At 34.0% G+C, this 12561-nt stretch carries 9 protein-coding genes, 2 tRNA genes and 1 rRNA gene; 7 read left to right on the top strand and 5 right to left on the bottom strand.

Going from position 1 to position 12561, the window contains the following annotated elements:
* Window positions 1–7: 7 nt before the first annotated feature.
* From AOY20_RS04140 to AOY20_RS04120, 5 genes are all read right to left on the bottom strand, one after another.
* Window positions 8–83 (bottom strand) — tRNA-Ala (locus AOY20_RS04140).
* A 37-nt stretch (window positions 84–120) separates the two neighbouring features.
* A tRNA-Ile gene (locus AOY20_RS04135) sits at window positions 121–197 on the bottom strand.
* Window positions 198–258: 61 nt separating this feature from the next.
* Window positions 259–1796, bottom strand: a 16S ribosomal RNA gene (locus AOY20_RS04130).
* 433 nt (window positions 1797–2229) lie between these two features.
* Complete coding sequence (locus AOY20_RS04125; RefSeq protein WP_054580685.1) at window positions 2230–2787, bottom strand: peptidylprolyl isomerase; 558 nt, start codon at window positions 2785–2787, stop codon at window positions 2230–2232.
* 154 nt (window positions 2788–2941) lie between these two features.
* Entirely contained in the window at window positions 2942–4024 is a 1083-nt protein-coding gene (locus AOY20_RS04120; protein WP_054582534.1) for an alpha/beta hydrolase, read from the bottom strand.
* Window positions 4025–4682: 658 nt separating this feature from the next.
* On the opposite strand from AOY20_RS04120, the gene grpE reads away from it, so the two are divergent.
* The 7 genes from grpE (at window position 4683) to AOY20_RS04085 (ending at window position 12516) form a co-directional block, all read left to right on the top strand.
* Window positions 4683–5231 carry a nucleotide exchange factor GrpE gene (grpE, locus tag AOY20_RS04115; RefSeq protein ID WP_054580684.1) on the top strand — a complete coding sequence of 183 codons (549 nt, stop codon included), beginning with the start codon at window positions 4683–4685 and terminating at the stop codon, window positions 5229–5231.
* A 119-nt stretch (window positions 5232–5350) separates the two neighbouring features.
* Window positions 5351–7294 carry a molecular chaperone DnaK gene (dnaK, locus tag AOY20_RS04110; protein ID WP_054580683.1) on the top strand — a complete coding sequence of 648 codons (1944 nt, stop codon included), beginning with the start codon at window positions 5351–5353 and terminating at the stop codon, window positions 7292–7294.
* 226 nt (window positions 7295–7520) lie between these two features.
* Window positions 7521–8102: a fimbrial protein gene (locus AOY20_RS04105; RefSeq protein ID WP_054580682.1), complete on the top strand. Its 582-nt coding sequence runs from the start codon at window positions 7521–7523 to the stop codon at window positions 8100–8102.
* 39 nt (window positions 8103–8141) lie between these two features.
* Complete coding sequence (locus tag AOY20_RS04100) at window positions 8142–8846, top strand: fimbrial biogenesis chaperone (RefSeq protein WP_054580681.1); 705 nt, start codon at window positions 8142–8144, stop codon at window positions 8844–8846.
* A 1-nt stretch (window position 8847) separates the two neighbouring features.
* Entirely contained in the window at window positions 8848–10128 is a 1281-nt protein-coding gene (locus AOY20_RS15035; protein WP_054580680.1) for a fimbria/pilus outer membrane usher protein, read from the top strand.
* Window positions 10038–11366, top strand: a complete 1329-nt coding sequence (locus AOY20_RS15030; RefSeq protein WP_081403355.1) for a fimbria/pilus outer membrane usher protein — start codon at window positions 10038–10040, stop codon at window positions 11364–11366. Before AOY20_RS15035 ends, AOY20_RS15030 begins: the two co-directional genes overlap by 91 nt.
* 1 nt (window position 11367) lies before the next feature.
* Window positions 11368–12516 carry a fimbrial protein gene (locus AOY20_RS04085; RefSeq protein ID WP_054580678.1) on the top strand — a complete coding sequence of 383 codons (1149 nt, stop codon included), beginning with the start codon at window positions 11368–11370 and terminating at the stop codon, window positions 12514–12516.
* Window positions 12517–12561 lie beyond the last annotated feature (45 nt).

The raw sequence follows: 12561 nt of genomic DNA, 5'->3' as shown, positions 1-12561 counted from the left end.
AAATACATGGTGGAGACTAGGAGAGTCGAACTCCTGACCTCCTGCGTGCAAAGCAGGCGCTCTACCAACTAAGCTAAGTCCCCAGCTTATCATTTAGATTCAATGTACCTTTCTAAGTCATGGTGGGTCTGACAAGACTTGAACTTGTGACCCCACGCTTATCAAGCGTGTGCTCTAACCAACTGAGCTACAGACCCTCAGATACATCATAATGAAGAACAACTTGTTGTGGATTCTTACCAATCGTCAATCTTTCGTTAAGGAGGTGATCCAGCCGCAGGTTCCCCTACGGCTACCTTGTTACGACTTCACCCCAGTCATCGGCCACACCGTGGTAAGCGTCCTCCTTGCGGTTAGACTACCTACTTCTGGTGCAACAAACTCCCATGGTGTGACGGGCGGTGTGTACAAGGCCCGGGAACGTATTCACCGCGGCATTCTGATCCGCGATTACTAGCGATTCCGACTTCATGGAGTCGAGTTGCAGACTCCAATCCGGACTACGATCGGCTTTTTGAGATTAGCATCCTCTCGCGAGGTAGCAACCCTTTGTACCGACCATTGTAGCACGTGTGTAGCCCTGGTCGTAAGGGCCATGATGACTTGACGTCGTCCCCGCCTTCCTCCAGTTTGTCACTGGCAGTATCCTTAAAGTTCCCGGCATAACCCGCTGGCAAATAAGGAAAAGGGTTGCGCTCGTTGCGGGACTTAACCCAACATCTCACGACACGAGCTGACGACAGCCATGCAGCACCTGTATCAGAGTTCCCGAAGGCACCAATCCATCTCTGGAAAGTTCTCTGTATGTCAAGACCAGGTAAGGTTCTTCGCGTTGCATCGAATTAAACCACATGCTCCACCGCTTGTGCGGGCCCCCGTCAATTCATTTGAGTTTTAGTCTTGCGACCGTACTCCCCAGGCGGTCTACTTATCGCGTTAGCTGCGCCACTAAAGCCTCAAAGGCCCCAACGGCTAGTAGACATCGTTTACGGCATGGACTACCAGGGTATCTAATCCTGTTTGCTCCCCATGCTTTCGTACCTCAGTGTCAGTATTAGGCCAGATGGCTGCCTTCGCCATCGGTATTCCTCCAGATCTCTACGCATTTCACCGCTACACCTGGAATTCTACCATCCTCTCCCATACTCTAGCCAACCAGTATCGAATGCAATTCCTAAGTTAAGCTCAGGGATTTCACATTTGACTTAATTGGCCACCTACGCACGCTTTACGCCCAGTAAATCCGATTAACGCTTGCACCCTCTGTATTACCGCGGCTGCTGGCACAGAGTTAGCCGGTGCTTATTCTGCGAGTAACGTCCACTATCTCAGAGTATTAATCCAAGTAGCCTCCTCCTCGCTTAAAGTGCTTTACAACCAAAAGGCCTTCTTCACACACGCGGCATGGCTGGATCAGGCTTGCGCCCATTGTCCAATATTCCCCACTGCTGCCTCCCGTAGGAGTCTGGGCCGTGTCTCAGTCCCAGTGTGGCGGATCATCCTCTCAGACCCGCTACAGATCGTCGCCTTGGTAGGCCTTTACCCCACCAACTAGCTAATCCGACTTAGGCTCATCTATTAGCGCAAGGTCCGAAGATCCCCTGCTTTCCCCCGTAGGGCGTATGCGGTATTAGCGTCCCTTTCGAAACGTTGTCCCCCACTAATAGGCAGATTCCTAAGCATTACTCACCCGTCCGCCGCTAGGTCCAGTAGCAAGCTACCTTCCCCCGCTCGACTTGCATGTGTTAAGCCTGCCGCCAGCGTTCAATCTGAGCCATGATCAAACTCTTCAGTTTAAAATCAGTAGTAGCTTATGGCTACCAATCTTGGCTCATCAATTTTCTGACAAATATTTCTCAAATAAACTTCGAGTAATTTCTACCATTCAATCAATGAAAATATATTCGATTGATCAACTAGTAAAAATCCACACAAGTTGTTCTTCATAATCTCTTAATGATCTTTCTAACATCTCGTCAATGCTAGAAGCTGGACTCAAAACACTTGATAACTCAGCGATCCGCTTCGTTCATCACCGTGTATCTCGTCGGTATGGGGTGCATTCTAGAGGATTTTAAAACCTTTGCAACCCCTTTGAGTGCATAAAAATATTGAGTGTTTTATTTTTATGCACTGTTTTGATTCATTATTAAACCAATATGTACATAAGTTAATGAAACCAAACATAAAATTAAAAAATATAATTTTTTATTTAATTTTGACTTATTTCTATTGTTTTATTTCAACTTTCTCAATTTTAATAGCTTGAGCTGGTACATCTTGATGCATGGCATAGTTTCGAGTTGGAGTTTTAGCAATCTCATCAACTACATCCATACCTTTTACAACTCGACCAAATACCGCATAACCATCATTTCGCGCATTCTTATCTAAATAAGTATTGTCTACCAAGTTAATAAAGAACTGACTTGATGCCGAATTTGGATCATTTGTGCGAGCCATCGCTAAAGTGCCACGTGTATTCGATAAATTGTTGTAAGACTCATTTTTAATTGGTGCTCGTGTCTGCTTTTCTTTCATTTGATCATCAAAGCCACCACCTTGAATCATAAATCCAGGAATAACACGATGGAAAATAGTATCTTTATAAAAATCTGACTTTACATACTCTTCAAAATTTTTTGCAGATATTGGCGCTTTATCATTATAAAGCTCAATTTCGATTGGCCCTTTATTTGTTGTCATTGTTACCAAAGTATTCGCTGCGAGTACATTTGCACATAAAGTACTACCTAGCACTCCAGTTAATAGTATTTTTTTCAACATGAGTTTCTCACCATCTTTTTTATATCAATATATTTAGGTATGTAATGTTCTTTCTTGAAACTTCAAGCATTAATCAACTTTGAAGATCAATAATCCATAATACACTTTATGTTAATCATCATTTAATTCAAAAAAGTAGCACTTTATATGCCACCTAAAAAATATTCCAAAAATAGCCTTCTTGCTTATTCCAGAATTTACGGAAATCTTTAAACATTTGTATCGTATGCTTTTTAGCTTTTTTTGATATTGGCGTTAAATTAATAAAGCCATGTGTTTGATCGTCATAATTCACATATTTAACTTTTATACCTTTTTGCTGTAGTAAATTTGCATATATCTCTCCTTCATCATGCAATACATCATATTCTGCTGTAACTATATATGTTGGTGCTAATTTTTTAAGATCTCCGTATAAAGGTGAAATATTTGGTTGGCTTAAAGACATATCGTGTTTTTTTGCATACTCAGAGATCATAATATCAACATCATCAGACGTAAGAATTAATCCATCTTTATATGCATAATAGGAAGGATATCTCCGTGCAAAGTCGGTAACTGGATAAATTAACAATTGTGCCCGAGGTGCATGTTTTTTTAATTTAGTTTTTTGCGCAATAACCGTCGCAAGATTTCCTCCAGCACTATCACCAGCCACAGCAATTCTACTTTTTAATATTTTTAAATTTTTTCTATTTTGATACGTCCAAGCCAATGCATCCTCACATATTTGTATAATTTGATTAGATCCAAATTCAGGAGCTAATGGATAATTAATACTTAACACTTGGACTTGAGCATATTTCGCAAGTAATCGACAAACCTCATCATGTGTATTAATACTTCCTAAAATAAATCCACCACCATGATAGTAAACCACCATAGGTAGCTTTTTATGAGGTGCAGGTTGGTAATGTCTAGCTAAAAGTGTTCCACTTTGAAGTGGTAAATGAATGTCTTCAGTCTTACTTATATATGTTTTATGAGATGAAATCCTTTGCATTTGTTGCTCAAATTGAATCCTAGATTGAACAATGCTTCCATTTATTAACCCTTTATATCCTCGTCTATATTGTGCTGCGAGCATACATTGAATAAAAGAATCTAAATTGGGATATTGATAGGGATAAGATAATAATTCAACCAATGATTTTTGCACTATTTTAGGCATTCTATCTACTATTCGAGCTGTAATTTCTTGGTGCTGGTCAAATATATTTATCAATTTTTTTCTCATTCCTTTACCAATCTTCTTTATTTTCATCTTTTGTAAATATAAAGGAATATCCATTCCTATTATTGTTATATTTTTATTAAAATAATTTCAGCAATATCTATCAGTAACATTAAAAGAGCCTATCTAGAAACTAGATAGGCTCAACAAAAATCTTCCAACTAGAAGAAAGAACAGCGCGTATAAAACTTAATAAAAATTTGAAAAACAATCAGCAACCATATTCCGCTCTCTCCTCAAAAATATGGTCACTGAATATGTAATACATAATATCAATAACTAAAAAATTGTATAACCGTTAAAATTCATAAAACTAATCACATATTTCGATAGGAGTATAATGAATCACCAATCTGTGATCAGCAGCTAATTATCTAAGAATCCAATCTAATCAACTTCTTTTTTAGATGATTTTTCATAATAATTTTTTTAAAATAAATACAATTATATTAGTTCTCTTTCAACTATATTAATCCCTTAAAAAAAAACTGCAAGTATTAGAAATTAAATTATTCAGTTTGTGCTTGAATTTTCACAATATGCCCCGACCTTTTAGCTAATCATGAAATTTAACTCATGGCAGTTCAGCATTAACTCAGTTAAAACTGATGCCAAAGAAGGGCTGTACATGTTTAAGAACCCATTTAAACGGAGTAAATCAATGGCAACTGAGCAAAATGAACAAGCTCATGATCTTGAGCAAGAGCAAACAAATCAACAAACTGCACAAACTCAAGAAACCAACGAGGAATCTGTAGTTACCGTTGAAGGCTTACAAGAGCAAATTAAGAAATTTGAAGAAGATTTAAAGTTAGAAAAAGCACGTACTGCAAATGCTGTTTATGAAGCACAAAAAAGTGTAGAACGTATTCAGCGTGAATCTGAAAAACATAAAGATGCCGTTTTAGAAAAATTTTCAAAAGCACTTTTAGATACAGTTGACAATTTAGAACGTGCAATTCAAGCAGTAGGTGATGATAAAAACCCTGTTGTTGAAGGTGTTGAACTTACTCTTAAATCTTTACTTTCTACACTTGAGAAATTCGGTGTAGTCGCTGTTGATACAGCAAATGGTTTTAATGCTGACTTACATCAAGCTGTTGGGATTGATCCAAATGCAAAAAGCAATGAAATTGGCACAGTATTGCAAAAAGGTTACAGCTTAAACGGACGCTTACTTCGTCCTGCTATGGTTATGGTTGGCTCATAAACCTAAAAAATTTGAGAGTTTTTTAAAAATATTTACTAAAAAAACTTGAAATATTTTGAACGGCTCTCATATCGGATAACAAGTGTAAATCACAAAAGAATTTTTGAGGAACAGATCGAATGGCTAAAATCATTGGTATTGACTTAGGTACAACAAACTCATGTGTTGCTGTTCTTGAAGGCGACAAAGTTAAAGTAATTGAAAATGCTGAAGGTGCACGTACAACTCCATCTATTATTGCGTATAAAGATGGCGAAATTCTTGTAGGTCAATCAGCAAAACGTCAAGCGGTAACTAACCCAAAAAATACATTATTCGCTATCAAACGTTTAATTGGTCGTAAGTATCAAGATCAAGCAGTACAAAAAGATATTGGTCTTGTACCTTACAAAATCATTCAAGCAGACAATGGTGATGCTTGGGTTGAAGTAAACGATAAAAAACTTGCTCCACAGCAAATCTCTGCTGAAATCTTGAAAAAGATGAAGAAAACAGCTGAAGATTATTTAGGTGAAGCAGTAACAGAAGCAGTAATTACTGTTCCTGCATATTTCAATGATGCTCAACGTCAAGCAACTAAAGATGCTGGTAAAATTGCTGGTTTAGAAGTTAAACGTATCATCAACGAACCTACAGCTGCTGCGTTAGCGTTCGGTATGGACAAAAAAGAAGGTGATCGTAAAGTTGCAGTTTACGATTTAGGTGGTGGTACTTTTGACGTATCAATCATTGAAATCGCTGACCTTGATGGCGACCAACAAATTGAAGTGCTATCTACAAACGGTGATACATTCCTTGGTGGTGAAGACTTCGATAACGCACTAATTGAATTCTTAGTTGAAGAATTTAAGAAAGAGCAAAGCGTAAACTTGAAACAAGATCCACTTGCTCTTCAACGTTTAAAAGAAGCTGCTGAAAAAGCGAAAATTGAACTTTCATCTTCTAATGCAACTGAAATCAACCTTCCATACATCACTGCTGATGCGACTGGTCCTAAACACTTAGTGATCAACGTAACACGTGCAAAATTAGAAGGTCTTGTTGCTGACTTAGTTGCTCGTACAATTGAGCCATGTAAGATTGCGCTTAAAGATGCTGGTTTATCAACTTCTGATATCTCTGATGTAATCTTAGTTGGTGGTCAGTCTCGTATGCCACTTGTACAACAAAAAGTACAAGAATTCTTCGGCAAAGAGCCACGTAAAGATGTGAACCCTGATGAAGCAGTAGCAATGGGTGCTGCAATTCAAGGTGCTGTACTTTCAGGTGACAAGAATGACGTTCTTTTACTTGACGTAACTCCGTTGACTCTTGGTATTGAAACTATGGGTGGCGTGTTAACAGCAATTATTGAGAAAAACACAACGATTCCTGCGAAGAAATCTCAAGTGTTCTCAACTGCTGCTGATAACCAACCTGCTGTAGACATTTCTGTTTACCAAGGTGAGCGTAAAATGGCTCAACAAAACAAATTGTTAGGCAACTTCCAATTAGGCGACATTCCACCTGCTCCACGTGGTGTGCCACAAATTGAAGTTTCATTTGACATCAATGCTGATGGTATCTTGAAAGTATCTGCTAAAGATAAGAGCACTGGTAAAGAGCAATCAATTCAAATTAAAGCAAACTCTGGTTTGAGCGATGCTGAAATTGAAGCGATGATCAAAGATGCTGAAGCGAATGCTGAAGAAGATCGTAAATTTGAAGAACTTGCAAAAGCACGTAATGAAGCTGATGCGTTAATTACGTCTGCAAACAAAGCTGTCAAAGATCTTGGCGAGCAAGTAACAGCTGATGAAAAAACTGCAATTGAAACTGCTGTAGCAGAGCTTGAAACTTCTACAAAAGAAAATGATGCAGAAGATATCAAAGCAAAAACTGAAGCACTTCAAAATATCATCATGCCTATTACTCAGCGTGCTTATGAAGCTGCGCAAGGTCAAGGCGGTGCACAAGGTTTTGATCCTAATGCATTCCAAGGTGATGCTGGTCAACAACAGCAAAAAGCTGATGATGGCGTTGTAGATGCAGAGTTCACTGAAGTTAAAGATGATAAAAAATAATTTTTCATCTTAAGTAAAAAAGACCGCATAATTATGCGGTCTTTTTTTAACCAATTCTAAAAATCAATCCTTAATGTGAATTAATTCAACTAATTAATATAATAAAAACTGTCTGTATAAAATACTTTATGTTAATATTTTCTTAAAAGAGGTTATTTATTAGCCCAAATTTTATAAAAAAATAATATCTTTAAATCTGATGCAACTATAATAATAAGGTGACATTATGAAAATTATTTCTAAAAGTACACTTCTTTGTTTGGGACTATTTGGCTATTCACAATTATATGCAGCCAATCAAATTACAATTACAGGTCGTGTAATTGATTCTACCTGCACCCTGTCTGGTGGGGACAATACAAATGGTGCTTATGATGATATTGCTGTAGTTCTAGATACAGTCCCTGATAGTTCTTTCATGGGTGAAGACAGCGTTACTGGCACTAAAACATTCAAATTACGTCTTACAAAAACGAATAGTACAACAGCTTGTGATCAAGCAACAAATCAAGGTCTTAAAGGAATTGGTTTAAGTGTGCCCGCAAATGGATATGTTGCCACAAAGCCTTCAGTTATTGTAAATACTGCATATGCAGGGGCTGGGCAAGTGAACCTTCAAATTCTTACAAACAATGATGTTCCTGTTACGTTTAATACAACTTATCCATCACAGCCAAGAAGTATTGTTATTGCAGATGATGGAGGCTTTGCAACATTAACCTATAAAGCACAATATATTGCCGCTGATGCCACTTCAGTTGCTCAACCGGTACAAGCACTTCTTACATATACGCTTGAATATAATTAAAAAATAAATACTTAAAAAACAAAAAAGGAGCTGAGAAATATGCTTCGCAATACTCTTTTGTCTATTTTTCTCACTTTAATAAGCTCAATCACATGGAGTGGGGTCACAATCGATGGCACTCGAATCATATTTCCTGCGAATGAAAAAAGTATAAATATACAATTAAGGAATACATTTAAAACACCTGCTTTGGTTCAAGTTTGGATTGATAATGGCAATACTCTAGAGATTCCTAAAGCAAATGAAATTCCATTTGTTCTCAATCCTTCATTAACAAGAATAGAAGCAAACAAAGGGCAAATTATCCGCCTTATTCCAACAACAATCTCCATGTTGCCATTAGATCGTGAATCTATTTTTTGGTTTAACATGCTCGATATACCACCAGAAAATCCTAAATATACCGATGCAAATAAAATTAAATTTACGGTAAGAACACGTATTAAGCTTTTTTATCGTCCAAAAGGATTAAAAATCCATCCAAATCAAGCCTATAAAATGCTAAATTTTCAATATCTTGACCAAGATCACTTAAAAATAAGCAACCCTTCCCCTTATTACATTACGATTATAAAAATTGAAAGTGAGAATAAAGAAATAACTGAAAATTCTCATATGATTGAACCTTTTGAAGAAAAAATTCTTCAGCTTAAAATAAAAAACAACAATATTAAGTACTATATAATCAATGATTTAGGTGTTATTGAGGAGTTTAATTCAACACCTTCAGGTAATGAGGGATAAAATGAATAGTAAAATATGTCATTCTCTATGCTTAATATTTACCACAATTTTAATCAGTAAAGCTTTTGCCAATAACGATCTCGTGGATGATCTTATTGCATATAATATAGTGACATTTGACTCATCATCCCTTTTTGGAAATGACATTCCTGTTAACCTTAGTCATTTTCAAACTGAAAATTATATAAGTTCAGGAGTTTATAGAACCAGTATATTTTTAAATGGGCAAAATATTGGTGATATTGATACCAAATTTGACCATTTAGATGGGTCATTAAGTGCTGTATTATGCATCGATAATGAATTGATCAATAAAATTAATTTTACACAAGAATTTTTAGAAAATATTTCTAAAAATAAATGCCTTCTAATAAACGATATTTCTAAAGATGCATATTATGTTTTTCATAAAGAAATTTTAAAATTAGATTTATTTATTCCTCAAAAATTTATTAAAGAATATCCAAAAGGATATATTAATTCCAAATTATTTAATAAAGGAGTTACATCTAGCTTTATTGGATATAACTTCAACTACAATAAAGAAAAAAACTCAGAAAGCAAATATTTAGGATTATCAGGAGGCCTTAATCTGTTAGATTGGTATTTTAGACATAATGGAACCTTTGAAGCTCACTCTAATAATTTTCAGAAATATAATTCATCACAAAATGTACTTTATAAGGATATTAATAAGTTAAATTCTCGTTTAAGCATAGGACAATTTAACACGCAGAATTACAACATAGAAAGCATTCCAATACTAGGTATTCAAATTTCATCAGATGCTGAAATGCTCCCCTGGTCTCAAAGATCTTATGCACCAATTATCGAAAATGTTGCTTATACAAATGCACTTATTAATATTTATCAAAATGGACAAAAAATATATGAAAAAAATGTTCCTACAGGTCCATTTAAAATTTCAGATTTAGTAACTCATGCAGATGGTGATATTTTACTTGAAATAAATGAAATAGGTGGTGAAAAGCGAACCTTTATAATTCCTTTTCAAAATAGTTTTAATTTATTAAAAAAAGGAAGAATAAATTATAATATAGCTTTGGGAGAGTATTATTTTAAAAACAGCAATTCAGATGATTATGTTTTTCAAAATAATATTCATTATGGCTTATCCAACAATACAACTAGTATACTCGGATTAAACATTACAAATGGATTCTATAGTCTATTATTAGGAAGTTCATTTTCAACAATACTTGGTGGTTTAAACTTACAATTAGAACATCAAAAATCAAAATATTTAAATCAAAATATTTAAATCAAAATAATAATGCTCAAAGATTTAGCATTAACTACAAATATAACTGGATTAAAAATAACTTTAGTTTTTCAACAGATTATGAATACAACACTGAAAAACATATAAACATTTCAAATTTATTATATGAAAAAAATTATAAAAATACTACCGATAAAAATTTAAATTATGAATACTCATATGGAATAAAAGAAACTTTTGGATTTTTTTTAACAAAAGGATTTAGTCATAAAAGCTTAGGAAATTTCAATATCGGTTATAGAGAAAACATTTACTGGAAGGAGAGTGAAAATACTTACCAGTATTACTTAAATTATAGTAATGCTTATAAAAAAATCAATTATAATTTAAATATAGCAAAAACCAATTATACAAATAACACATATAAAGATGATTTAAATTTATATCTTTCAATTAATATTCCACTTCAATGGAAAAATAAATATCTATTTATAAATAATTCCATTCAAAATAATAAAGATCAAACATCTTTAACCTCACAAATTTCTGGAAATTCAGGTTCAAATAATGAAATTAATTTTGGTTTAGGTATTCAACAAAATTTTGATAATTCTAAAAATAAAAATTCAATAACAGGATATATTAATTATCACTTACCTCAAACATCATTATCATCAACTATAAATTATAATGATCATACAAGCCAACACTCATTCTCTGCAAATGGTGCAATTGTTGCACATCCTTATGGTATTAGCTTGGTCGGATATATACCTGAAACATATACTATTATTCATGCTAAAGATGGAAAAGGTGCAAAAGTACAAAATGCTTGGGGAGTACAGATAGATCGCTTTGGAAATGCTATTTATCCTTTTAATACGCCTTATACATTCAATACTATTTCCATAGATCCATCTCACTTATCTACAAATATTAATTTTATTACTAACCAAACCCAAGTTATTCCTAAAAAATATAGTGCACAAATTGCTTTATTTGAAACACAGAAATTTTCTAATATTTTATTTAATATCTATAGCCCAAAATCGCCACCTATTGGAAGTCAATTATATGATTTTAATAATAAAATAATTGGATTTTTGAGCCCCTCGCAACAAATTATCATTGAAGATGAAAAATCTCTTACTTATTCAACAAAATTAATTTGGGGAGATAATGATAGTGATTTTTGTATTATTGAACCAATAAATATATCAACAATAAAAAAAATTAAAACAGAATATTTCAATATTATAGACGTGGAGTGTATATAAAATGAAATTATTATTACAATTATATTTACTCTTCACTACATCATATTTATATGCAGACTGTGGAACAAAATTAAATCCTGCTATTTATACAACTCCAACTCAAAACATTAATAATCTTTCACATACTTCATCTATAACTAGTTCTATTAACATGCAAGTTCTAGAAAATTGCGCAAATGAAAGTGATGGTGGTCAAGTATATGTTCGTGCAGATTTCACACCTAATTCAACAGTATTATCTACAACCCCACCATTTAGATTAATAAATAATAATTTTACAATTACAGGATCATCAACAACAAATCCCACAATTATTACTGCTGCAATAGACTACATTTCACAAAATTTTAGCCTAGAATTCAGTTTAAAAAATAATGCAAATGGTGGAACTGGTGCTCAAATTACAAACAACCATACAACTTATAATATCATTCCCGCTACCATCTCACCAGAAAGCCAATCTAATGTCACAACCTTGGGTGGTCTTGTATATTACACGGGAGGAACAAATGTTGGCATAAATAGTTTAGGTATTCGTATTGAAAATGCAACATTCAATTTTTTATACCAAAAACCTTCATCTGAAGTAATTAATGCATTAAATAACACTACATTAACTATTGATTTAGGAAGACTTGATCTACGCTACTACCATCGAGGAAATACATCCATCATATTTACACATTCAACAAATATTAAATTAAATATTCCTTTAAGATTTAATTTGCCAACTTGCCAATTAAATGTGCCTTCTACACTAAATTTAGGAAGTACAACTATTGATTTGCTTTCCAACAATCTAACGCAAAATACAACACAATTTAATATTGATATTAATTGTTCGGCATCTATTAACAGTAGAACCTTTAAATTAACTATTTTAGATGTTAATGATTCAGCAAATACAAATGATCAAGGTATATTAACTAATAGTGCAACCACAACACCTATTAGCAATGCTAGAATTCAACTTATAAATAACTTAAATACCCCAACACCATTTGTTCTTGGCAGGCCTTTCAATTACTTTAATGCTGACACATCAACAACCTATACAAAATTAGCATCTGCACAACTTTATAAATTTAATCCAACTGTTACGGTAGGCAATATAGAAGGAAAAGCTACTTTTTTAATAGATTATGAATAACTCATCAAAAATATATTTTTTCTAAATATATACACTCTACTCAAA

This window comes from Acinetobacter equi (assembly GCF_001307195.1).
GTDB lineage: Bacteria > Pseudomonadota > Gammaproteobacteria > Pseudomonadales > Moraxellaceae > Acinetobacter > Acinetobacter equi.
Note: the sequence above shows the minus strand (reverse complement) of the source record. Positions and strands in the feature narration are given on the sequence as shown.

What these genes read in the sequence shown, in the direction of transcription:
- AOY20_RS04125 (WP_054580685.1), bottom strand. Translation starts at nt 2,787, where the DNA reads ATGTTGAAAAAAATACTATTAACTGGAGTGCTAGGTAGTACTTTATGT.
- AOY20_RS04120 (WP_054582534.1), bottom strand. Translation starts at nt 4,024, where the DNA reads ATGAGAAAAAAATTGATAAATATATTTGACCAGCACCAAGAAATTACA.
- grpE (WP_054580684.1), top strand. Translation starts at nt 4,683, where the DNA reads ATGGCAACTGAGCAAAATGAACAAGCTCATGATCTTGAGCAAGAGCAA.
- dnaK (WP_054580683.1), top strand. Translation starts at nt 5,351, where the DNA reads ATGGCTAAAATCATTGGTATTGACTTAGGTACAACAAACTCATGTGTT.
- AOY20_RS04105 (WP_054580682.1), top strand. Translation starts at nt 7,521, where the DNA reads ATGAAAATTATTTCTAAAAGTACACTTCTTTGTTTGGGACTATTTGGC.
- AOY20_RS04100 (WP_054580681.1), top strand. Translation starts at nt 8,142, where the DNA reads ATGCTTCGCAATACTCTTTTGTCTATTTTTCTCACTTTAATAAGCTCA.
- AOY20_RS15035 (WP_054580680.1), top strand. Translation starts at nt 8,848, where the DNA reads ATGAATAGTAAAATATGTCATTCTCTATGCTTAATATTTACCACAATT.
- AOY20_RS04085 (WP_054580678.1), top strand. Translation starts at nt 11,368, where the DNA reads ATGAAATTATTATTACAATTATATTTACTCTTCACTACATCATATTTA.